This is a genomic window from Bradyrhizobium niftali, from assembly GCF_004571025.1.
In the GTDB taxonomy this organism is placed as follows: domain Bacteria; phylum Pseudomonadota; class Alphaproteobacteria; order Rhizobiales; family Xanthobacteraceae; genus Bradyrhizobium; species Bradyrhizobium niftali.
The window spans coordinates 139,742-160,764 of sequence record NZ_SPQT01000009.1; the positions used below are offsets into that span (position 1 = coordinate 139,742).

Annotated in this window: 20 protein-coding genes and 2 pseudogenes; 8 read left to right on the top strand and 14 right to left on the bottom strand. The window is 64.4% G+C overall.

From position 1 onward, the window contains the following. Position 1 precedes the first annotated feature (1 nt). The 4 genes from E4K65_RS18055 to solA form a co-directional block, all read right to left on the bottom strand. Complete coding sequence (locus E4K65_RS18055) at positions 2 to 844, bottom strand: amino acid ABC transporter permease (RefSeq protein ID WP_135175316.1); 843 nt, start codon at positions 842 to 844, stop codon at positions 2 to 4. Continuing rightward, the gene (locus E4K65_RS18060) at positions 841 to 1,584 is read right to left on the bottom strand and encodes an amino acid ABC transporter permease (protein WP_135175317.1); all 744 of its coding nucleotides are present in this window, start codon (positions 1,582 to 1,584) and stop codon (positions 841 to 843) included. Before E4K65_RS18060 ends, E4K65_RS18055 begins: the two co-directional genes overlap by 4 nt. Before the next feature lie 98 nt (positions 1,585 to 1,682). After that, a complete protein-coding gene (locus E4K65_RS18065) occupies positions 1,683 to 2,495 on the bottom strand; it encodes a transporter substrate-binding domain-containing protein (RefSeq protein WP_135175318.1) in 813 nt (270 codons plus the stop codon). Between the two features lie 76 nt (positions 2,496 to 2,571). After that, the gene (gene solA / locus E4K65_RS18070) at positions 2,572 to 3,741 is read right to left on the bottom strand and encodes an N-methyl-L-tryptophan oxidase (protein ID WP_135175319.1); all 1,170 of its coding nucleotides are present in this window, start codon (positions 3,739 to 3,741) and stop codon (positions 2,572 to 2,574) included. Positions 3,742 to 3,867: 126 nt separating this feature from the next. Between solA and E4K65_RS18075 the strand changes: the two genes are divergently transcribed. Next, entirely contained in the window at positions 3,868 to 4,827 is a 960-nt protein-coding gene (locus E4K65_RS18075; RefSeq protein WP_135175320.1) for a LysR family transcriptional regulator, read from the top strand. A 58-nt stretch (positions 4,828 to 4,885) separates the two neighbouring features. Here E4K65_RS18075 and E4K65_RS18080 read toward each other — a convergent pair whose 3' ends face one another. Both E4K65_RS18080 and E4K65_RS18085 read right to left on the bottom strand, forming a co-directional pair. Continuing rightward, positions 4,886 to 6,319: a caspase family protein gene (locus tag E4K65_RS18080; protein WP_167770909.1), complete on the bottom strand. Its 1,434-nt coding sequence runs from the start codon at positions 6,317 to 6,319 to the stop codon at positions 4,886 to 4,888. Positions 6,320 to 6,520: 201 nt separating this feature from the next. After that, on the bottom strand, positions 6,521 to 7,396 hold the full coding sequence (locus E4K65_RS18085) for a DMT family transporter (RefSeq protein WP_135175322.1): 876 nt from the start codon (positions 7,394 to 7,396) through the stop codon (positions 6,521 to 6,523). 147 nt (positions 7,397 to 7,543) lie between these two features. On the opposite strand from E4K65_RS18085, the pseudogene E4K65_RS18090 reads away from it, so the two are divergent. Then, positions 7,544 to 7,941: pseudogene (locus E4K65_RS18090) on the top strand (RidA family protein). 52 nt (positions 7,942 to 7,993) lie between these two features. Here the strand turns inward: E4K65_RS18090 and E4K65_RS18095 are convergent. The 3 genes from E4K65_RS18095 to E4K65_RS18105 form a co-directional block, all read right to left on the bottom strand. Next, a complete protein-coding gene (locus tag E4K65_RS18095; protein WP_167770910.1) occupies positions 7,994 to 8,539 on the bottom strand; it encodes a hypothetical protein in 546 nt (181 codons plus the stop codon). Next, a complete protein-coding gene (locus E4K65_RS18100; protein WP_135175324.1) occupies positions 8,484 to 8,834 on the bottom strand; it encodes a hypothetical protein in 351 nt (116 codons plus the stop codon). Before E4K65_RS18100 ends, E4K65_RS18095 begins: the two co-directional genes overlap by 56 nt. A 172-nt stretch (positions 8,835 to 9,006) precedes the next feature. Further along, positions 9,007 to 9,594 (bottom strand): formyltransferase family protein, encoded by a 588-nt coding sequence (locus tag E4K65_RS18105; protein WP_135175325.1) that lies wholly within the window; start codon positions 9,592 to 9,594, stop codon positions 9,007 to 9,009. Positions 9,595 to 9,855: 261 nt separating this feature from the next. On the opposite strand from E4K65_RS18105, the gene E4K65_RS47315 reads away from it, so the two are divergent. Together E4K65_RS47315 and E4K65_RS18110 are read left to right on the top strand one after the other, a co-directional pair. Next, positions 9,856 to 10,029, top strand: coding sequence for a hypothetical protein (locus E4K65_RS47315; RefSeq protein WP_167770911.1), 174 nt, complete (start codon positions 9,856 to 9,858; stop codon positions 10,027 to 10,029). A gap of 129 nt (positions 10,030 to 10,158) precedes the next feature. After that, complete coding sequence (locus tag E4K65_RS18110; RefSeq protein ID WP_135175326.1) at positions 10,159 to 10,377, top strand: hypothetical protein; 219 nt, start codon at positions 10,159 to 10,161, stop codon at positions 10,375 to 10,377. A 5-nt stretch (positions 10,378 to 10,382) separates the two neighbouring features. Here the strand turns inward: E4K65_RS18110 and E4K65_RS18115 are convergent, their stop codons facing one another. The 3 genes from E4K65_RS18115 to E4K65_RS18125 form a co-directional block, all read right to left on the bottom strand. Continuing rightward, the gene (locus E4K65_RS18115) at positions 10,383 to 10,685 is read right to left on the bottom strand and encodes a hypothetical protein (protein ID WP_135175327.1); all 303 of its coding nucleotides are present in this window, start codon (positions 10,683 to 10,685) and stop codon (positions 10,383 to 10,385) included. A 91-nt stretch (positions 10,686 to 10,776) separates the two neighbouring features. Further along, positions 10,777 to 12,825, bottom strand: a complete 2,049-nt coding sequence (locus E4K65_RS18120; protein ID WP_135175328.1) for an acetoacetate--CoA ligase — start codon at positions 12,823 to 12,825, stop codon at positions 10,777 to 10,779. Positions 12,826 to 13,269: 444 nt separating this feature from the next. Beyond that, positions 13,270 to 13,497 (bottom strand): hypothetical protein, encoded by a 228-nt coding sequence (locus E4K65_RS18125; protein WP_027542918.1) that lies wholly within the window; start codon positions 13,495 to 13,497, stop codon positions 13,270 to 13,272. A gap of 260 nt (positions 13,498 to 13,757) precedes the next feature. On the opposite strand from E4K65_RS18125, the gene E4K65_RS18130 reads away from it, so the two are divergent. From E4K65_RS18130 to E4K65_RS18140, 3 genes are all read left to right on the top strand, one after another. Then, on the top strand, positions 13,758 to 14,477 hold the full coding sequence (locus tag E4K65_RS18130; RefSeq protein WP_167770912.1) for an outer membrane protein: 720 nt from the start codon (positions 13,758 to 13,760) through the stop codon (positions 14,475 to 14,477). A 178-nt stretch (positions 14,478 to 14,655) separates the two neighbouring features. Beyond that, positions 14,656 to 15,753: an AI-2E family transporter gene (locus E4K65_RS18135; protein ID WP_135175329.1), complete on the top strand. Its 1,098-nt coding sequence runs from the start codon at positions 14,656 to 14,658 to the stop codon at positions 15,751 to 15,753. A 145-nt stretch (positions 15,754 to 15,898) separates the two neighbouring features. After that, positions 15,899 to 16,288 (top strand): NUDIX hydrolase, encoded by a 390-nt coding sequence (locus tag E4K65_RS18140; RefSeq protein WP_027542915.1) that lies wholly within the window; start codon positions 15,899 to 15,901, stop codon positions 16,286 to 16,288. A 151-nt stretch (positions 16,289 to 16,439) separates the two neighbouring features. Here the strand turns inward: E4K65_RS18140 and E4K65_RS50035 are convergent, their stop codons facing one another. Together E4K65_RS50035 and E4K65_RS48745 are read right to left on the bottom strand one after the other, a co-directional pair. Then, on the bottom strand, positions 16,440 to 16,616 hold the full coding sequence (locus tag E4K65_RS50035; protein ID WP_430649032.1) for a hypothetical protein: 177 nt from the start codon (positions 16,614 to 16,616) through the stop codon (positions 16,440 to 16,442). Positions 16,617 to 16,927: 311 nt separating this feature from the next. After that, positions 16,928 to 17,169 (bottom strand): annotated as a pseudogene (locus E4K65_RS48745) (hypothetical protein). 583 nt (positions 17,170 to 17,752) lie between these two features. On the opposite strand from E4K65_RS48745, the gene E4K65_RS18160 reads away from it, so the two are divergent. Next, a complete protein-coding gene (locus tag E4K65_RS18160; protein ID WP_167770928.1) occupies positions 17,753 to 20,857 on the top strand; it encodes a DEAD/DEAH box helicase in 3,105 nt (1,034 codons plus the stop codon). The last annotated feature ends 166 nt before the right edge of the window (positions 20,858 to 21,023 follow it).

Below are 21,023 nucleotides of genomic sequence, written 5' to 3' on the forward strand. Positions count from 1 at the left end.
CTCAGCGCACGCGGAATCGACGCTCAAGACGAGCGGTCCAGAGGTTGATCGGATAACAATAGAGAAAGAAGCACAGCAGTGCGAAGCCGTAGAGCGGCGCGAACAGTTCCGGTCTGCCGCCTTCGGCAGCATGCACCTGCGCCGTCAGCGTCAGCATTTCCGAGACGCCCACGATCGATGCAAGCACCGTCGCCATCGCGACAAGGGCATAGATGTTCATCCAGGGCGGCAGCATTCGCTTGATGCATTGCGGCAGCATAATCAGCCACATGGTCTGGCGTCGCGTGAATGACAGCGATTCAGCCGCCTCCCATTGCGTCGACGGAACGGACCGCACGGCTCCGCGTACGACCTCGGCGACGTTCGCCATGACGGGCAGGGCGAAGCCCACGGTTGCCTTGATCCAGTCGGGCAAAGGGACGGTCGTGTTGAAGATGGTGATCTGGAAGGGCACCAGAAACATGACGAAGAACAGCAGCACCAGCCAGGGCGCGTTGCGGAAGAATTGAGTCACGAACCAGCTGGCGGTGGCGAGCAACCGGTACTGTGACAACAGGGCCAGACCCAGGCCGAGACCGGCGACGGTGCCCAGCAGCATGGCGAGCAAGGAGATCAGGATGTTGAACGCGAACCCTCGCAGCAGGAGCGGCGACCATTTCACGATGACCTGAAGCGGGGACAGCATCGTCGGTGCGGTCTGCGCCCATGCCGTGGACGCAGCCATCACGGCGCAGAAGCAGAGGATCGCGGCGGATAGCGGGCTGATCCGAACGGACATCCGGGTCGGCGCGAGACGATACGGCAGAAGGACGGCAAGCCTGTGCACGGGCTCGGCGGTCTTCATCGTGCATACCCCGGAATGCGCATTGCCCGCTCCCAGCGATGCATCAACCAGACGAGGACGCCTACGAGGATGCCATAGGTCGCAAGCAACACGACCATCATTTCGAAAACGTTCTGTGATTCCGACCAGATCTGCTTGACCGCATACAGCGTCTCGGGAACGGCGATCGCGTAGGCAAGCGTGGTCGTCTTGAGCAGGTTGACGAGGTTGTTGTTCAGTGCGGGAAGGCAGACGCGAATGGCCAGCGGAAGAACGATGTGGATGTAGGCCTTGAAGCGCGTGTATCCCAGCGCCTCGGCGGCTTCCACGGTCGTCCTCGGCACGGCCTCGATGCCGGAGCGGAAGATCTCCACGTTGAAGGCGGCGGCAAACAGTGACAGCGAAATGATGGCCCACTGAACGTTGCTCAGCAGTGGAACGCGCATGCCCGCCGTCTCGACGGCCGGAAGCATGGTGCCGAGCCCGAAATAGAAAAAGAAGATCTGGACCAGCGGTGGCGTGTTGCGGAAGACCACGACGAAAATATTGACGGCCAGCCGCAACAATCTGGACGGGCTACCCTGCATCAAGGCACCTGCCGCGCCGATGACCAGGCTCAGCATGATGGTCGTGACGCTCAGAAACAGCGTCATCTTCAGTCCGCCGAGATAACGATCCCAGTCGTACGCATCGTAGAATACGGAGAAATTCAGCCCCGTCGATTCATAGAGGCGCTGAAACCAGTTGCCGATTGCCTGCATTTGCGCGACACCGAATTGTTGAGGCAATCACCTCGGATCAGTGCATTGGCTTGACCTCTTCGGAGCGCGAGATGGATCCGGCGCTCCGCTTCACGCGTCTATTTGTCCTTGTACTGCTCGTGCATGAGGAGTGAATACTCGGTCGGCGTAATGCCCCACTTCTTTTCCGCAGCCACGATGAAGCCCGTCTTCATCCAGTCCTTTGTCGTATCTTCGAGCAGCTTCTGAAGGCTGGTATTCTCGAGCGCAACGGCGATCATCCACGGTGAAGGCAGAACACCTTTCAGGGGCAAGTCGTAGTCCGTCTTCCACTCATCCTCCAGCAACTTGCCTTGCAGAAAGGTCTGATCATAGACATAGCCGATGCAATTGCCCTGCTTCATGGCGAACAGAGGCTTCTCCGAGCCGTCAAACGCAACGATCTCGGGGCCGTAGGATTTGGCAACGTCCTTGTTGTACCAGGCCCCCGACGTTGCACATACGGGCTTTCCCTTGAGCTCGGCCCAGTCCTTGATGCCGGCCTTCTTGTTGAGAAGTATGTTCACATAGTCGGAATAATACAGAGGCTCGATGGCTTGAACGACGCGGCGGCGTTCCGGCCTGTCCGACATGGTCGCGATCAGCAGATCAACCTTTCCCTGCTGAAGAAACTCGATTCTGTTGGACGCCGCGACCGGAACGAGCTCGAGCTTGACGCCGAGGCGCTTGGCAATGTCTGCGGCGAGATCCGGCTCGATGCCGACCACGTTTCCGGTGGGATCGCGGAAGCCGAAGGGCTTGTAGTCAGCCTTGACGCCGACGTTCAACGTGCCGCGCTGCTTGATGGCATCGACGCCATCGGCTGCTTGGGCACTGCCAAGCATCAGCAGCGCCGCGACTCCTGTCATCATGGAACGGACAATGTCTCTCATCGGATGAAGCCTCCAGGATTTAAATCACGACGCGCGTTGCGCGTGCTTTTTCAAGATACAAGGCTCGTGCCAAACGTCACGAAAAGCGGGAGATGGAGAATGGGCTGAGGTCGATCGCGCTTCGACCGTCGGTCACCATCCCGGCCACGACATTGCCGATACCTGCGGAGTGCTTGAAGCCGTGGCCCGAGCACGCCGAGACGACGCAAATTCTGTCCTGGTCGGGATGGCGGTCGATGATGAAGCCCCGATCGGGCGTCACCGTGTAGATGCAGGCAGCCGCCTGCGCGACGCGCGGTGTGGCGCCGGCGAGCCGCCCCGCCACGTGCTTCCGGTACATTTCAGCCGATTCCGCAGGATCGACTGTGCGGTCGATGGTGTCGGCCGTCGTGTTGGTCTCGTACTGCTCGGTCGCGACTTTGAGGCGACCATCGCCAGGCAATGGCGGAAAGCCGTAGAGGTAGTCGACATCCGTCGCGCCGTGCATCCAGATGAACACAGGGGCGTTGGCGCGATACGCGCTGGTATCGTCGAGCTCGTACCAATGCAGCACCTGTCGCTTGACCGTAAGCACGCGATCGAACGGCGCGCCGAGCAGGTGGGCATTCCAGCCGCCTGCCGACACCACCACCTGTTCCGCCTCGAATGTGCCTGAAGACGTTTCCACCCGAACGGCGGAGCCTCTCTGCACGATCGAGAGAACCTCGACTCCCGTGCGTATCGTTGCGCCGAGCTGCTCCGCGCGCGTCAGTTGCGCCTTGATGCAGCGCTCCGGAAAAACGTATCCTCCGCCGGGTTCGTAATAGGCCTTCTCGTTGCCCTCGAGGTTCAGGAATTGCGGGAAGCGATGAGCCACCTCTCGCCCGTCGAGCACTTCATGCGCGATGCCGAAGTCACGCGCGGCTCCAATCGAACGTGCGACGAAGTCCGGCTTGCCGTGGTGCGACGTCTCGCCGACACCGGGCGCCATGACGACGAGGCCGCATGAGGTGAGGAGCTCGGCGGACGTCTCGGCTTCCAGCTCACGCCAGATCCGGTGGGTATCCAGCACCAGGGGTACGTAATCGCGGCCTTCACCGACCGCCTGCCGGGTGATGCGGGTTTCGCCGTGGCTGGATCCCATCGTGTGGGGCGGGGCGAAGCGATCGAGGCCGACCGCCTTTACCCCTCGCTTGGCCAGTTGATAGAGGGCCGCGCTGCCCATGGCACCGAGGCCGATCACCAGAATATCCGCTTTCTCGCTCATCGATCGGGAACTGCTTAATTGTTAGGACGATCCGAAGTCTGCTTTCGGATGCGGCTCTCCTACAAGGATAATTCATATAATGAAGTCAATTTGCATGTTAATATGACTTCTGCTTAAGCTATGGATATGACGCCACCCATTCCAGACTTGCGAAGCTTGCAGATTGTCGCTGCCGTCGCGGAGTCCGGCAGCATGCTTCAGGCGTCCCGTCAGTTCGGGATGACGCAATCAGCGGTCTCTCAGGCCGTGCGGCGGGCCGAGGCCGCGCTCGGCGTCGCGTTCTTCAACCGCAGCCGGAGGCCGCTTACACTGACGCGGGCGGGCCGCATCCTTGCTGGCCGGGTTCGCGATCTGAATCGTGACTTTGACGCATTACTCGGCGCACTCCGGGAGGCAGCGAAACTGCCTGAGCGTGTCGATCTGAGGCTCGGCCTCATCGACTCCTATGCCGCCACGGTCGGCGCACACCTCGTCAAGGAGCTCATGACGGGCGAGGTCGCACTGAGTCTGTCCGTTTGGTCAGGCCTTGCTCACTCGCATGCCGAGGCGCTGGTTCACCGAACGATCGACGCGGCGATCACATGCGATGCGATGGATGACCTGTATGATGTCGAGCGCTTCCCATTCTATCGCGAGCCAAATCTGCTGGTGGTGCCGCGCGGCATGGAGGCCGAATTTGCCGGCCTTGATCTGCGGGAGATCCTCGCTCGACATCGCCTGGTCCGGTACAGCGAACGCTCCTATGCAGGCGCTCAGGTCGAGCGTCATCTGAGCCGCCTGGGGATTCGCCCGCCACGGGCCTTTGAGTTTGACACCTCGGACAGCCTGGTCGCGATGGTCGCGACCGGTATGGGCGTGGCGATCACCACGCCGCTCTGTCTGTTGCAGGGGCTCGCTCACGCTGCCCAGGTCAGCGCGCTCCCCCTGCCGGGCCCTGGATTTTTTCGTGAAGTGCTTCTGGTGACCCGCCGGGGAGATCTCTCGTCACTGGCGCCGCGCATCGCAGAGATGGCTCGGACGAGCATTACGACGCAGGCGATGCCGCGTATCCGGACGCTCGTGCCCTGGTTCACCCAGGATTACTAGACCGGCAGGAAAAAGCCCGGCGCGAGCCGGGCTTTTGTATTCGGGGTCTGATCTCGCCTCAGCGGCGGAACATGCCGCCCATCATGCCGCCGACGACGCCGCCGACGAAGGCCGCGCCGGCTGCATCGCCGGCGTTGTTGCGTTGGGGAGCTGGTGCCGGCGCGGTGCTGGCTGCGGGGGCGCTGGCGGCGCGCCGTGCCGCCTTCTGGCTGTTGTCGCTCGCGGTCGGCGGGCCAGCCACGACCTCCGAGAGCAGCGCCTTGTGCTGAAGCTTGTTGAGGTAGCCGGACGAGGGATAGCCGCGCGCTGCCTGCCAGCGCTTGAGCACCGACCGGGTTTCGTCGCTGAAGACGCCGGTCTGCTTGGTATCGAAGCCGAGCCCGGAGAGACGACGCTGCACGTCGCGGCGCTGGTTCTTGTCGAGGCCGATCTGATCCTCGGTGAGCTGGCTGGCATCGTCGGTGAAGGTGGCGGGATCGACGCCTGCGTTGAGCGTGCGGGTCGTCGTCGACGGTCCACTCTTGATCGCCGCAAGCCGCGCCAGCGCCAGCGCCTTGAACTGGCCGTTCGGATAGGCGGAGAGATAGGCGTTGAGCTCTTCCGGCTTGTTGGATTCCTTCACCGAGCGCCAGTATTCGAGCTCGACACCATCGGAGCTGCCGGCCGTCGCCGCCGGCACGCTGCCGGAAGCGGTCGGGGCGGCAGTGGCGACCTGGTTCGTCGGAGCCTGGTTGAGATAGACGGCGCCGATCAGGTTGGTGTGGCCCCAGGGAAGCTGGCCCTTGTGGGTCTCTTCATTTACCTGGGCGCGGACCGACGTCATCGCCTGCTGGATCTCGATGCCGGGCTTGGTGATGTTGTCGATCAGCGCGCGGGTGAACGGGCTGTTGTTGCCCTCCTGGCCGTCGAGCGCGGTCTGACCGGGGCCGGTTGCGAACGCGATCAGCGTGCCTTCGCCGGACTTCATCTCGGCAAGGCCGCTCTGCACGTTGACGCTGCGGGTCGCGGAGTTCGACTTGATCTTGGCGGCGAACGGATTGTCGCGGCAGGCATCGAGGAAGACGAGCTTGACCTTGGCATCGCCCATGGTCTGCTCGAGTGTCAGGTCGATGTTGATGGCAGCGCCCAGCTTGACATCCATCTCCGACTTGATGTCGGCGTCAACCGGCAGCAGGTAGTTGGTGCCGCCGACGGCGATGCCGTGACCGGCATAGTAGAACAATGCGATGTCGGAGCCCTGCGCCTTGCGGCCGAAGTCGAGCAGCTTTTCCGTCATCTGGTCGCGGCTGAGATTGGACCCTTCGATCACATCGAAGCCGACATTGCGCAGCGTCGCGGCCATCGTCTTGGCGTCGATCGGCGGGTTCGGCAATTGCGCGACGTTCTTGTAGGAGCCGTTGCCGACGACGAAAGCAACACGGCGGTCGGCCTTCGCGGCACTGACCGACAGTGCCATGCACATCAGCGCGGCGATGAAGGTGAGATAGCGCATCTGAAATCCCCAGAATCGAATTGCAGGCAGCAACAAATTGGCGGCGAACCTACACGAAAACGCCCGGCTTCGCGCTAGCGAAACGACGGTTCGCCCAACCCATTGCTTCGCGGCCGAATGTGCACGATGGAAGCCCCCTTCCAACGTGATCCAGATCACTCTCGGCCACTTTGTTTTTGTCGCGCGAGGCAGCCCGCAGGTTCACGGCGCGCGGGCCGGAGCCGGGGGCGCCGGTTTCAGATTCAGGAGGTTGCCGAACAGGATCAGCGCCGCCCCGAGCACGGTCCAGCCGTCGAGCCGCTCTGAATACAGCAGCCAGCCGGCGGCGGCGGTGAGGGGAACCCGCAGGAAGTCCATCGGGACGACCACCGTCGCGTCCGCGTAGCGCATGGCGCTGGCGAGGCAATAATGCGCGAACGTGCCGCAGACCGAGATCACCGCCACCCAACCCCAGACATAAGTGGGCGGCCAGGCCCAGACATAGAGCGTCGGCAGGAAGCCTGCGACCGACTGGACGACCAGCATCCAGAACAGGACTGCCAGCGCGCTCTCGGTGCGGGTGAGCGATTTGACCAGCGCCATGGACACGCCGAAGCCGACCGCCGCGCCGAGCGCGATCAACTGGCCTTGATTGATCTCGCCGGTCGCGGGCCGCACGATGACGATCACGCCGACGAGGCCGAGCACGATCGCGGCGATCTTCCACGACGTCATGCGCTCGGACAGGAAGCTGGCGGCGAGGATCGCGGTCCAGATCGGCATCGTGAACTCGATCGCCACCACCTGGCCGATCGGAATCAGCGTCAGCGCGAAGAACCAGCCGAGCTGCGAGACGTAGTGGATCAGATTGCGTGCGATGTGCTGGGGCAGGCGCGTGGTCTTGAGCGTCGCGAAGCCGCCGGCGCGCCGGATCATCGGATAGAGCAAGCAGAGGCCGATCAGCGAGCGGACCTCCTGGACCTGGAAGACGTTCATCTCGCGCACGGCCTCGCGGCCCGCGACCGCCATCACCAGCGTCAGCGACAGCCAGCCGGTCATCCACAATGCAGCCATCGTTTTTGACGGAGGGGTGGTCATTGGCGCGGGATGCAGAAGGCAAGGGCGTTGGAGGGCAGGCTGGTATCCGCGACATCAATACGGTTTGCAACGGCCAAAACTGCGGATGCAGCGATGCGCAGGTGCGTGCTAAGGGAAGCTCAACGAGCGAAATGGGAGAAACAGCTCATGCGTATCTTGCAGCCGGCCGAATGGAAAAAACCGCGCGGCTTTTCCCATGGCGTCGTGGTCGAAGGGCCGGGCCGCTGGGTGGTGCTGGCCGGACAGACCGGCGGCGACGAGGCGGGCGACTACGCCCCTGACATGGCGGCGCAGGTCGGGCTGCGCTGAAGCGGATCATCAAGCTCCTGGGCGAGGCCGGCGCCGGCCCCGAGCACATCGTCCGTCTGACCTGGTACCTGACCAGCCGCAGCGAATATGAAGCTGCAGGTGCCGGCATCGGCGCCGCCTGGAAGGAGACGCTGGGGCGCAATTTTCCGCCTTCGACGCTGCTCTACATCGGAGGCCTCGTGGACGACCGGGCCAAGGTCGAGATCGAGGTGACGGCGTTCGTTCCGAGCACATAAAAAAATCGATCCGGCGTGGGCGTCGGATCGATTGTGATGTGGCTGTATCGGCTTAGCGCGACAGCGAGATGTTGGCGCCGCGGAACTGGCTGTCGGCCCTCAGCGAGACCGTCTGCTTGGTGCCGCTCGTCCTCATCGCGAGGTTGGCGTTGAAGCCGGCCGCGCTGACGAGCAGCTCGTAATTCCCGCCGCTGCCGCGGCCCTCGAGCGAGCCGCTGATATTGCGGCTGGCTTCGCTCCAGCTTCCGGTGATGGCGCTGCCCTCGGCCCTGAGGTTGGCTCCAAGGTTGAACTTGTAGGCGTCGCTGGCGCAGGTCAGCGACATCTCCATCGTAGGCCCGATCGGAGTGTATTTGGCGCGGCAGCGGATCCGTTCGGTGGAGCCGTCATCGAGGGTGACGGTGCCGCCGCCGCTCCAGCTGCCCGCGAGCGGGGCAAACGGGCCGGACTGAGCCTTGCTTTCAGTGTTCGCGAACGCTGCCGAAAGCAAAACGGCGGCCGCGATCAGCAGCCGCCGGCCTCCGGCGCGAGCCTCAATTGGTTTATTGGCGCGATGCTTCCCACCGCCCGCTGCACGGTATGCCTCCAGATGCTCCATTCCACTTCCCCGATCCGGCGTTGCCGCTGAGTTGACCGTTGGCATATGCACCATTGATCGAAACTTTCACAAGACCCTCCCGGCCGATGGTGCCGGAAACGTTAGCGCCGGGCGCGGTGATCTTGCCGTCGGAAACCGTCAGCATCGAGCTCGCAGTCGGCTCGCAGGAGCCGGACTTGGTCACGATGGTGACCTGCCAGTTGCCGTCATAGGGGGTCTGGGCGAAGGCGGATGCGGCGAGGGTGCCGGCGAAAACTGAAGCGGCACAGAACGCCGCGATGCGACCAAAACGCATGAATTCCGTCCTTGAATTTGTCTGATATGCTGACGCTTATTGGGGCGAAATGTGACGGAAATTTGTTGCGATGCCAAATCGAAAATTGTTCCTGTGGAAACAATGGTTTATTTGTGTTTTTGGCTCCAATTTTTCAAGCAGAATCAATGCGGCTTCACGTTAAGGGTAAACGTCAGGACAGACTCGGTGCGGAGGTCGCGAACTGCTCGTCCTGAACCTTGGCCGGCAACGCCTTGTGGACTTTGACGTAATCGATCACGTCGGCCAGCAATTTGAGCCCGAGCGGGGCGAGCGCGCGCTCCCAGAGCTCGCGGGCGGTCTCGCCCTTCCTGACGAAGCACCATTCCTGCGCGGCGATGGCGCCGGCGTCCATGCGGTCGGCGAGATGATAGATCGTGCCGCCGGCGATCGGATCGCCTTCCTTGATGGTCCATTCCACGGCGGCCTTGCCGCGGTGACGGGGCAGCAGCGAGGGGTGATAGCCGATCCCGCCGAACCTGGCCGCCGCGAGCGCGTCCTTTCCGATCCGGGCATGGCTGTGAGCGGTGATGATCAAATCGGTGTCGGGCGCGATCTCGGAGGCGACCACCAGCTTCGGATTGGCCTGCACCACCACCTCGATGCCGGCCGCCCTGGCGGTCGCGGCGAGGCGGTCCTCGGCATCGGCCACCACGACCCGCGCGATCGACACGCTGTGCTCCCGGAGCATGTTCAGGGTGGTTACGCCGAAATGGCGGGAGCCGACGAGGGTAATGCGCATGGGTGTCCGATCTGTCTCGCAACTGCGTCATACCCCCGATAACACGTCAGGGCGCCGTGTCACCACCCGCGGGCCATTTGCGCTGGTTATCAACAATGCGCCGGGCGCGGGACACGATGAATTGCACGATTGCGCGGCCGGCCGTTCCGCGGCTACGGCCTGCCGGCCGTATGACCGCTACAGCGCCGATCGCAAAGTGCCGCGGACCTATTTCTGCGTTACCGACCAGCGTTGCCGTACGGCCACGGTCGGCCGGAAGTGATGGATGAGACGGTTCCTGTGTTTCATTTCGAACAGAAGGAATCGATCCCGCCGTTAGAGTGGTCATACCGGGGCTGGCGACATTTCAACCCGCATCCATTTTCGAACCCGGCTTTGGCCGCTGGTCTCATCGCCAGCGGCCTTTTCATGCTCGGCGATCGAGAAATCGTCTGACGGTAATACGTTCTCAACCAGCCTGGCGTATCGACGAATCCGTCGCGGATTTGTATTGCGTACCGCGACACCGAAAATGTCCCGCCGGCGTGGGTGCGCCGCGCGGGCCTTTTCGCCGGGACCGATTTCATGCCGAGCGCGATTGAGCAGATCGTCGACATCTATGTCCGACTGAAGAACCGGCGCGGCCTCGACCAGCTGATGATGCACAGGCAACGGCTCGCGGTCGATCTGAAGAGCAGGTCCGGCTATGATTTCAGCCTGCCGATCAGCCAGATCGACGAGGAGATCGCGATCATCGAGGCGGGCCTCAGCCGGCTGAAGGCGGCGAATCCTGCGGCGCTTTAGCGCGCCTAGGAGCGCTTCCCGCCGTCGATCACCGTGAACCATGGCCGGGCCTTGGTCGGTTCGACCAGCAGTTCGTCGACCATGGCGCTCGCGGCCTCGACATACTTCCGTGTCGGCTTGTCCAGGGGCCTCAGCGCCTCGTCGTCGAGCGCGACCTTGGCGGCCTCGACCAGCTTGCGCATGCGCTCGGCATGGTCGTCGCCCGCGGTCAGCGTCGCGCGGGCCAGCGAGCGCAGCACGAACAGCTCGCCTTCGAGGCGGAGCAGGCGGTCGTTGAGCCTGGTGAGGATGGCGTTGAGGTCGGCCATGGCGCACGTTCGTTGCGGAAGATCTATCCTGATCTAGCGGCGATCGGTGAACGGAGTGCAAACGGCATTGGCGCAATTGGGGCGATCCCCTTCAGGCCGCGTTCCGCGCCAGATAGTCGCGCGCGAAGGCGAGATACCAGTCGAGGCAGGCGGGATTGGCCATTGCCTCCTTGTTGATGACCTTCTCGACGGGGTGGCCGAGCAGCAGCTTCTTGATCGGCAGCTCCTGCTTCTTGCCCGACAGCGTGCGCGGGATCTCGGCGACGGCGAAGATCTCGTTCGGCAGGAAGCGGCGTGACAGGCCGGCCTCGATCGCCTTGTTGATCTTGGCCCGAATCGCGTCGTCGAACGCGACGCCGTCGCGCAGTACCACGAACAGCGGCATGTAGCTGTCGCGGCCGAGATATTCGAGGTCGACGACGAGGGAGTCGAGCACCTCGGGCAAGGCCTCGATGGCGGAATAGAGCTCGCTCGTGCCCATGCGCAGACCGTGCCGGTTGATGGTCGCATCGCTGCGGCCATAGATGATGCAGGAGCCGTCCGGATCGACCTTGAGCCAGTCGCCGTGCCGCCACACGGGGCCGCGGCCGCTGCCGTCGAAATTGTCCGGATAGGTCTCGAAATAGCTGGACCGATAGCGCACATCGTTCTCGTCGTTCCAGAAGTAGAGCGGCATCGACGGCATCGGCTCGGTGCAGACGAGCTCGCCGACCTCGCCCGTGACGGCGCGACCCTGTTCGCTGAAGGCTTCGACGGCGGCGCCGAGCAGGCGGCACTGCATCGCACCGGGCGTCTGCGGCAATTCGCGGTTGCCGCCGATGAACGCGCCGGCGAAATCGGTGCCGCCGGAAATGTTCGCCCACCAGAGGTCCGCCTGCGCCTTGCTGCCATTGGTCTTCGACAGTGCGGCGAAGCGGTCGTTGAACCAGGCTTGCGTGTCGGCGCTCAGCGGCGAGCCGGTCGAGCCAAGGCAGCGCAGCCGCGACAGATCGCCGGCGGCGGCGAGATCGATTTCGGCCTTGGCGCAGTTGGCGAAGAACGCCGCGCCGGCGCCGAAGAAGGTCGCCTTCGACTGCGCCACGAAGCGCCACAGCGTGGTCCAGTCCGGCTTGTCCTTCGTGCCACCGGGGCTGCCGTCGAAGATGCAGCAGGTGGTGCCGCTGAGCAGGCCGCCGACTTGCGAATTCCACATGATCCAGCCGGTCGAAGAGTACCAGTGATAGCGCTCGCCGAAGGAATTCTGCTGATAGGAGCAGCCGATGTCGTTGTGCAGGCCGAGCAGCGCGAGCACCACGATGACGATGCCGCCATGGCCGTGCACGATCGGCTTGGGCAGGCCGGTGGTGCCGCTGGAATAGACGATCCAGAGCGGATGATCGAACGGCAGCCAGGCCGGCTCGAACGCGTCGATCGCAGCGCTGGTCCTTGCGACAATCTCGGAGAGCAGGGCATCAGGTGCGGCGGCAGCATCAGCCTCGCTGTGCAGGATGACATGCTCGACCGTGGGCAGCGATCGCCGCAGCTCGGCGACGATGTCGCGCCGGTCGTGCTGCCGGCCGGCATAGGTGACGGCGTCGCAGGCAATCAGCACTTTGGGTTCGATCTGCTTGAAGCGGTCGATCACGGCGGGCGCGGCCATATCGGGTGCGCAGACGCTCCAGACCGCGCCGATGCTGGCGGTCGCGAGAAACGCGATGATGGTCTCGGGGATGTTGGGCAGATAGGCCGCGACGCGGTCGCCGGGCCTGATGCCGTTATCCTTCAGATGCAGCGCGAGCGCGGCGGCCTTGCGCCGCAGCTCCGGCCAGCTCGTTTCCCTCAGCCTGCCGTCCTCGCCGCCGCTGACGATCGCGGGCAGGCCGGCGGCGTCGGCCGCCTCGACATGCCGGAACACCTGCCGGGCATAGTTGACCTGTGCGCCGGGAAACCAGACCGCGCCGGGCATCTTGCGCTCGGTGATCACCGCCGCAAACGGCGTCGGCGATCGCAGATCGTAATAATCCCAGATGCTGCGCCAGAAACCGTCGAGATCGCGCACCGACCATTGCCGCATCTCTTCGTAGCTGCCGAAGCTGAGGCCGCGCTGCGCGGCGAGCCAGTTGCGATAGAGGGCGATCTGGGGAACGAAGGGTGCGGTCATTGCGTGTCGGCTTCGATTGCGGGGAAGGGAAGTTTAGCCGGCGACGCGGCGTAGCAGAAGTGGCGGCTCGCTCAGTCTCGTGTCCCGGACGCGCTGCAACGTCCTTCACGTTGCGGCGCAGAGCCGGGACCCATGCTCAGCGAGGGCTCTGAAAGATGGGCCCCGGCTCAGCAGCGCACCGTCGAAGAGACGCTGCGCTGCGTCCGGGGCACGGATAACCTCGATCCGATTCTTCAAACACTGGACGCACCTTCGCGCTCTCGCGGCCGTCTTCGCAAGCTGGCAAAGGTGTCAGCCATGTCTACTAAGCACTGCGCGTTTTACGAGGGTCTCGTAACCCCGATGGAGCGCAGCGCAATCCGGGGAGGTCGAGCAATGCGGCGACAGCGCTCCCGGATTGCGCTGCGCTCAATCCGGGCTACGACACACCTGTAAGGCTGTCGCCTACCAGCCGACGCCGGCCCAGCGCCGGCCGAATACCGGCGGCTTCGTCTTCACGGCTTGCCAGCCAAAGAAGTGATGCTTGCCGGACCATGCGTGCACCACGCCGCTGCAGATTCTGCACTTGAAGCTGCCGGAATGCGCCTCGCTGTGCTCTTCCCTGGTCGCGGTGTAGTTCATGCTGCAACCCGCGCAGGTGAATTCTTCGGTCGTCCAGATGCTGTTGGCCATTGCAAACTCAGTGTCCCCAGATGCTTGGCGAGAAGGGTACGAGCGAGCCTTTGCACCGGCGTAAACCGGTCGGCGGAAATCCGGTTAATCACCGTTAGCCAAACCCGTCTTCGGACGCAGATCTTGCAGGATTTTCCCGGGTCGCGGAGCGCCGGTCAGTCCAAGTCGCGCCGCCGACGGGTCCAAGCGCGCGCCTGATCCGGCAGCTAGATTTCACCCGGGTCGCCTCGGTTGGAAGGCGCATCAATGGGGGTGAGATCATGGGGACGAAGCTCGTTCTGACGGCTGCGCTGTTGTCGCTGGCAACGCCGGCATTCGCCGCGGATATCATCGCGCCCGCGCCGGTGAAGGCGCCGGTGGCGGCTCAAATCTTCAGCTGGACCGGCTTCTACATCGGCGCGCATGGTGGCGGCGCCTGGAGCAGGTGGACCGGTATCGATCCGGCCGATCCGACGGCGACCTGGAGCTCGGTCACGGCCAGCGGCGGCGTGGTCGGCGGCCAGATCGGCGGCAACTACCAGATCAGCAATGTCGTGCTGGGCCTTGAGGGCACCGGCGCCTGGTCCAGCGTCACGCTCTCCAGCAACAGCCCGTTCGGCGGCGGCGCCGGCTTCATCTTCTCGTTGAAGAACGACTATATCGCCACGGTGGCCGGCCGCTTCGGCGTCGCCTTCGACCGCGTGCTGCTCTACGCCAAGGGCGGTGCGGCCTTCACCCGGGACAAATACTACGTGAACAATGGCCTTGCCGGCGCGCTCGCCGGTTCCGCCTCGGGCAGCTTCAACCGCACCGGCTGGCTCGCCGGCGGCGGCGTCGAGTGGATGTTCATGCCGAACTGGTCGGTGAGGGCCGAGTACAACTACATGAGCTTTGGCGCGATCACCGAACAGCCGGTGACGACAGGCAATCTGGTGGCGACGCCCGCCAACGTGAAGCTGAACATCCAGACCGGAACGGTGGGCGTGAACTACCACTTCTAGCCGCGCCGGCGTCGCCGCAGGATCAGTCGCAGGTCTGGTCAGGCCGCTTGTCCCGGTCAAGTGTCCCGGGTACGGCGCCGGGCGCGAGTCCGCCTCGTCTTGACGCCCGGCCCGGGGCTGGCAATAACGGCTTGCCCGTGCAAGAGCCGGAACCCGCGTCGATGCCGCAAGGAAGGTCGTGCCCGTGAAAAGTCTCCGTCAGCTCCTGACGGGAGAGGACATCATCCAGCTCGTGATCCGGCTCGGCCTGCTCGCCCTGCTGATCATCTGGACCTTCCTGATCATCCGCCCGTTCGTGCCGATCCTGGCCTGGAGTGGCGTGCTCGCGGTCGCGTTCTACCCGGCCTTCAGCTGGGTCGCGAAAATCCTCGGCGGGCGGCCCAAGACCGCAGCGGCAATCCTCACCTTGATCACGCTCGGCATCGTCATCGGCCCTGCAACCTGGCTCGGCATCAGTGCGGTGGACGGCGCGCGCGAACTGGCGCACCAGCTCGGTACCGGCGACCTCGCGCTCCAGTCGGCGCCGGAGCAGCTGAAGTCGTGGCCGATCGTCGGCCCGTGGCTCTACGAACTCTGGGACCAGGCCTATACCAACATCCGCGCGGTACTGCGGGAAGTGGCGCCGTATCTCCAGCCACTGGCGGGACCGCTTCTGTCGCTCGCGGGCGATGCCGGCGTCGGCACGCTCCAGTTTCTGGTCTCGGTGTTCGTGGCCGGCTTCCTGTTCCCGCATGGACCGAGGCTGGTTGCGGCCGGCCGCGGCTTCCTGTTTCGCATCGTGCCCGAACAGAGCGAGCATTTCCTGGGGCTCGCCGGCGCGACCATCCGCGCCGTGGCGCAAGGCGTGATCGGCGTCGCGATCGTGCAGGCACTGCTCGCCGGCATCGGCTTCAAGCTCGCGGCCGTGCCGAGCGCCGGCCTTCTCGCCTTCCTCGTGCTGCTGCTCTCGATCGTGCAGATCGGCGCCTTCCTGGTGCTGCTGCCGGTGATCATCTGGATCTGGACCGCCAAGGACGTCACCACGGCGCTGCTGCTCACGGTGTTTCTCGTCCTGGTCGGCTTCATCGACACGATGTTGAAGCCGCTCGTGATGGGGCGTGGCCTGACCACGCCGACCATCGTGATCTTCGTCGGCGTGATCGGCGGCACGCTCGCCCATGGCATCGTCGGCCTGTTCATCGGGCCGATCATCCTGTCCGTGGCCTGGGAGATGATGATGGCCTGGATCAGGACAGAGGACCGGGCGGAGGCGGGCGCGAGGGCGAGCAAAGGTTGATCTCGCGCCCTCGAACGGCGCGATCTGCCCGCCGTGTCGCAGCTGGTCCGACGGCCCGCGGCCTGTGATCAAGGCGCGTCCCGAACTTGTCTATCCGACTAGACAAGTTACGATCAGGACGATTCTATTTTCGATTGCGGCAGTAATGGCGAAGTCTTCCAAGCTGGTCGCCGCCAAGCGCGGCAAGGTATTGTTGGTCAGACGCCGGTCGGACGGCCTGTGGATGTTCCCGGGCGGCCGCAAACGCGCGCGCGAGTCCGAGAAGGACTGCCTGCGGCGGGAGATCAAGGAGGAGCTGCCCGAGCTGAAGCTCGGCAGGATCAGCCTCTGGAAGGAAGTGAAGGCCAGGAACAAGCGCTCCGGCCGCAAGATGAGCGATGCGATCTTCATCGCCAAAGGCGCCAAGGGCAGGCTCGCGATCGGCGACAAGAAGGAGATCGACCGCGCCGCCTGGCAGAAGCCGCGCGGCATCCGCCTGACCCCGACCTCGCGCTATATCCGCGACCGCCTGTTTCCGCGGAAGCGGCAGCGGTAAGCCAAAGCACGACGAGATGAGGTTTTGATTGCTGCGACAACGGAGGTGCGCTCGCTCTCCCGCTCTTGTCCGCCGAAGTCTTGGCGACGGCAGATGCGGGGAAGGTCGAACGAGCCTGCGGCCAATCAATTCAACCTATGGCCGTTTCGCTTTAGTCCTCCCGGTCCACCGAACGGCCCCGCCCGGCGAATGATCGCGCCGCGCGCGGCTCCGGCGCGACGCGCCTGGCCGCCTCGGCCTCGCGCTGCTCCTTGCGGGCCTTGCGCGCATTGCGCATCGCGCGCTTGACGAAAGGGTGCTGCGAATCCTCGGCGAAGAACAGCACCACCTCGCAACTCGGACATTGCCTGGAATAGCCGTCCTGCAACCGTCCGGCGCGATCGCGGAACACGGACTTGCAGCGCGTGCACTGAATCTGGACGAAACTCATACGCGACCGACAATGACCGATGGAAATGGGTGGTCAGGTGATCGCAAATGTCTGAAGAAAGCCTGAAGGCTTTCGCGGCATTCCGAGAGGTCTCGTCGCAGCCGATGTCGCGCGCACGAACGCGATGCTCGCAAAACGCGGCCAGGCGTCATCGGCCCGTCGCGACTGGCGGCGGTGGGAGCTCGTTGGAGCTGTCAATCAGCCAGCCGCTATTGCTTAGCCGCCATCATGTCCAGGCAATGGTTGAGAAAGGCGGTGCGATCCCTGGGCAGCACCTTCTCCAGATCCGCCTTCATCGCGCATTCGCGTTGCCGCAACTGCTCGGCGCGGCGCGCTTCTCGGCCGCCTCGCGGTATTCAGGAGCAACCTTGTTCGGATCGACCAGCGGTTGCGAGCGGGCGGGGGCCGTCACAAGGAGTGCGATGGCGGCGATGAAAATGAATGGTTTCAAATGAGCCTCCGTAAAATGGGGCATCCTAGCGCGCGGCGTGTGCAGGTTCAAACCGGAGGCGCGGTACCCCGTTCCGCATTGGTCGGGCCGCGCCAACAACCAACAAGGCGTGTGAACCAGTTCACACGCGCGCGGCGCATTCGCTGCTATGAAAGCGTCATTGCCAGACCAATTAATATTTTGACGAAACACCCCAGCGTCCAGGCGCTGGGGTTTTTCGTGCCGGCCATGCGAGCAGGGCGCGCTCGATCGCAGCAGCCCTTGCATCCAAAGAAGCCGATCCTGCGCCGCGTCGGAAGCGGCGAGTTCCCCGTCCGTAGGGCGATCAACAGCCAAAGATTTCGGGAGCGCAATGGCGTCCCGAACGTTGCCACGAGGCGTGCGTTGGCAGGGCAAATCCCATATGCATGGCGGCGAGCAGCGAATCGACAATGCGGCGGCTCGCGTTCGGTGGGTGACAGTCTACGACCAGAGACGGATTCAAGTGAGGCTTACCAAAAAGGCGAAGGCGACCAAGACATCGCCAAAGAAAGGCAAAGGGTCGCAGCGCGCCACGATCTCGTCTTCGTCGCCCCTCGGTTCGATGGCGCTCCATCTGCTTGCACAATGGAAGCAGTCCGGACGCAGCGGCATCGTTTTTCTCGCCGAGAGCGAGAACAGGGCAGAGCGGCTCGGCAGCGTCATTCACGCGCTCGATCCCTCCTGCGAGGTCCTGGTGTTTCCGCGATTGAACACTTTGCCGTTCGATCAGCTCGAGCCGTCCCACGAACTCGCAGGGCGCAGAGCCTCCGTGCTGCGACGCCTCGCAAAATCCAGGAAACCGCTCTTTCTGGTCTCGACGGCGGAAGCCGTGATGGAGCGCCTGCCGCCGCCTGCGAGCCTGTCGCGCCTGAGCGTGAGCTTGAAGGTGGGCGGCGCGTTTTCCGAGCGCGACCTGCGCGGACGCCTCGAAGCCCTGGGATACGATCTGGAGGACGAGCCGGACTATCCGGGCGGAGCCCTGTTTCACGGACAGACCTTCGAGATATTTCCCGCGGGCGCGCTGGGGCCGTTCCGGATCGAGCATTCAGGCCGCGCGATCAGCCGGATCGTGGCGTTCGACCCGAAAGAGCACGACATCATCTTCGAGACCAGCGAGCTTCTCGTCGATCCCATGTCGGAGCGGCTTGGCTTCGCCGGCAAACGCGGCAAGCGCGCGACGCTGTTCGACTATTGCGGGCGCGCCAAATGGATCGCCGATGCAGGCGTCCCGCTGCACGTCGACGGCTGGCTGAGCACGATCGAGGAGGCCGCGCCTCGTGCGGAGAGAGAGCGCGAATACATCGGTCGGCGCGACTGGAAGCAGCTCTCCAGGGGCATGAAGGTGTTGCCGCGGACGGCGTCCTTCCAGCCCATCCCGGAGTTTTCAAAGCTGACTTCCGCCAGGAAGGCGCTTCGTGCCTTCGTCGAGGAGACGCGGCGGGCCGGATCGCGGCTGATCCTGGTCGCGGCGCAGGAGGACGACCTGCGCGTGATGGAGCGGATGAGCGGCGTCAAGGCGCCGCGCTGCGCGGATTGGGACACGGCGGCGCGCGGGCGGGGCGGCGAGGCGGCGCTCCTGGCCGATCTCGATGCGGGTTTCGTCGTGCCGGGGAAAAAGTCTCTCGTTGTCGTGACCGCGTCCGACGTGCTCGGCAGCCGGGCGCATCATCCGCAGCCGATGGCGCGGGCCTGGAGCGCGGCCTTCGACCATGCCGACGTGCCCGAGCAGGGCACGGTGGTCGTGCATCTCCAGCGCGGCCTTGCCGTGCTCGACGGCCTGCAGACCGTGAACACGGGTGGCGGCGCGCTGCGCGAGATGATCCGCCTGGTGTTCGCGGGCGACAACGCGGTTCTCGTGCCGCCGCCCGATCTGGCCCTGATGTGGCCTTACGCAACCGAGCCCGGCAAGCTGGCGCTCGACAAGGCGGACGGCAGCTCCTGGTGGGCCCGCCGCACCGAGGCCGAGCGCGAAATCCAGATCGCCGGCAAGGCGCTGGCCAAGCACATCAGCCAGCGCCGAAGGCGGCGCGCCGAAAAGCTGGTTCCGCCGGGATCGGCCTATGAGAAGTTCGTCGCGCGTTTTCCTTATTTCACGACGATCGATCAGGCCAAGGCGATCCGCGACGTGCTGGGTGATCTTGCATCCGGCCATCCGATGGACCGGGTGATCTGCGGCGATGTGGGATTTGGCAAGACCGAGGTGGCGCTGCGCGCGGCCGCCGCCGTGGTGCTGTCGGGAAAGCAGGTGGCGATCGCGGTGCCGACGACGGTGCTGGCACGCCAGCACGTCGCGACGTTCCAGAAGCGCTTCGCCCCGTTCGGCATCGAGGTGGGGAACCTGTCGCGGGCGACCTCCGGCGCGGAGCTGCGGGAGACCAAGGAGGGACTGCGCAGCGGCCGCATCAAGGTCGTGGTCGGAACGCAGGCGCTGGGCGCGAAGGACGTGAAGTTCGACGATCTCGGCCTCGTCATCATCGACGAGGAGCAGCATTTCGGCGCGGCCGAGAAGGCCAGGCTTTCCAGCCTTGCCAAGAATGTCCATGTGCTGATGATGAGCGCGACGCCGATCCCGCGCACGCTGGCCGCCGGCCTTGCCGGATTTCGCGACCTCAGCGTCATCGCCTCGCCGCCGGTGCACCGGCTCCCGGTCGCAACCAGGATTGCGCCGCTGTCGGATGCGGCCATTGCGTCGGCGTTGCTGCGCGAGCAGCGGCGCCACGGCCAGAGTTTTCTGATCTGTCCACGCATCCAGGATCTGGATCCGATGCTGGCGCGGGTGCAGGCGGTGGCCGGCGATCTTCGCATCGTGTGCCTGCACGGCAGATTGGCTGCCGACGAGATCGACGACCGGATGATGAGCTTCGTCGAGGGCAGGGCCGATGTCCTGCTCGCGACCAACATCGTGGAGAGCGGCCTCGACATTCCGCGTGCGAACACCATCGTGGTCTGCTGGCCCGAGAAGTTCGGCCTCGCCCAGCTGCATCAGCTGCGCGGACGGGTCGGCCGTAGCGGCATCCGGGCGTTCGCCCATTTGCTGACCGAGACGAATTCCGGGCAGTCCGAGAGGCGGCTGGCCGTGCTCGAGGAGTTCAGCCGGCCGGGCGCCGGCTTTGCCATCAGCGAGCGCGATCTCGATCTCAGAGGTGCGGGCGACCTGTTTTCCGAGCAGCAATCCGGCCACGTCCAGGTGTTCGGGCCCGTGCTCTACAGCCACCTGCTGAAAATGGCCTCGGAGAAGGCCGATGAGGAGCGGGCCGCGGTGTGGGTGCCCGACCTGAACCTGCCGGTCGCGGACATGCTGCCAGAGACCTATGTGCACTCCGAGCCTGTGCGGCTCGAACTCTATGCGCGCGCCGCAAGATGCGGCAGCGAGGACGACCTCGTCGACCTCGAAGAGGAGACCTCCCGCCGCTTCGGCCCGCTGCCGAAAGTCGCGCGCGATTTCTTCGCCGCAGCGAAGCTCAGGCTCGAATGCAAGCGAAGGGGCATCATCCGCCTCGACGTCGGCCTCGGGGCGGTGGCTGCAACGTTCCTGCCCGGGCGGTTGCGGAAGTCGAGAGGAAAGTCACTCCAGCGCGACGGCGATCGCGTCGTCTATCACAGCCAAATGCGCGATGCGCCGTTCGAGCGGGTGGAGGAGTTGTTCGAGGTGCTGGACGAGGCGTGAGGGGCGGACGCGCCGGATGAACCTGGCCAAGCGCGACTGTCACATGCGCCCCGCCTGTCGCAACGTTGGGCTACTCCGTTTGCCCCGATAGCCAGCGTCCGAAAGCGAACAGAGCGGATCGCCGAATGATCCTAGCTACGGGCGCCAGGCCTTCCCCAAGGGGCCA

Bases quoted from the DNA above. Each gene is read 5' to 3' on its own strand.
- E4K65_RS18055 (WP_135175316.1), bottom strand. From the start codon at position 844: ATGAAGACCGCCGAGCCCGTGCACAGGCTTGCCGTCCTTCTGCCGTAT.
- E4K65_RS18060 (WP_135175317.1), bottom strand. From the start codon at position 1,584: ATGCAGGCAATCGGCAACTGGTTTCAGCGCCTCTATGAATCGACGGGG.
- E4K65_RS18065 (WP_135175318.1), bottom strand. From the start codon at position 2,495: ATGAGAGACATTGTCCGTTCCATGATGACAGGAGTCGCGGCGCTGCTG.
- solA (WP_135175319.1), bottom strand. From the start codon at position 3,741: ATGAGCGAGAAAGCGGATATTCTGGTGATCGGCCTCGGTGCCATGGGC.
- E4K65_RS18075 (WP_135175320.1), top strand. From the start codon at position 3,868: ATGACGCCACCCATTCCAGACTTGCGAAGCTTGCAGATTGTCGCTGCC.
- E4K65_RS18080 (WP_167770909.1), bottom strand. From the start codon at position 6,319: ATGCGCTATCTCACCTTCATCGCCGCGCTGATGTGCATGGCACTGTCG.
- E4K65_RS18085 (WP_135175322.1), bottom strand. From the start codon at position 7,396: ATGACCACCCCTCCGTCAAAAACGATGGCTGCATTGTGGATGACCGGC.
- E4K65_RS18095 (WP_167770910.1), bottom strand. From the start codon at position 8,539: ATGGAGCATCTGGAGGCATACCGTGCAGCGGGCGGTGGGAAGCATCGC.
- E4K65_RS18100 (WP_135175324.1), bottom strand. From the start codon at position 8,834: ATGCGTTTTGGTCGCATCGCGGCGTTCTGTGCCGCTTCAGTTTTCGCC.
- E4K65_RS18105 (WP_135175325.1), bottom strand. From the start codon at position 9,594: ATGCGCATTACCCTCGTCGGCTCCCGCCATTTCGGCGTAACCACCCTG.
- E4K65_RS47315 (WP_167770911.1), top strand. From the start codon at position 9,856: ATGGATGAGACGGTTCCTGTGTTTCATTTCGAACAGAAGGAATCGATC.
- E4K65_RS18110 (WP_135175326.1), top strand. From the start codon at position 10,159: ATGCCGAGCGCGATTGAGCAGATCGTCGACATCTATGTCCGACTGAAG.
- E4K65_RS18115 (WP_135175327.1), bottom strand. From the start codon at position 10,685: ATGGCCGACCTCAACGCCATCCTCACCAGGCTCAACGACCGCCTGCTC.
- E4K65_RS18120 (WP_135175328.1), bottom strand. From the start codon at position 12,825: ATGACCGCACCCTTCGTTCCCCAGATCGCCCTCTATCGCAACTGGCTC.
- E4K65_RS18125 (WP_027542918.1), bottom strand. From the start codon at position 13,497: ATGGCCAACAGCATCTGGACGACCGAAGAATTCACCTGCGCGGGTTGC.
- E4K65_RS18130 (WP_167770912.1), top strand. From the start codon at position 13,758: ATGGGGACGAAGCTCGTTCTGACGGCTGCGCTGTTGTCGCTGGCAACG.
- E4K65_RS18140 (WP_027542915.1), top strand. From the start codon at position 15,899: ATGGCGAAGTCTTCCAAGCTGGTCGCCGCCAAGCGCGGCAAGGTATTG.
- E4K65_RS18160 (WP_167770928.1), top strand. From the start codon at position 17,753: ATGGCGCTCCATCTGCTTGCACAATGGAAGCAGTCCGGACGCAGCGGC.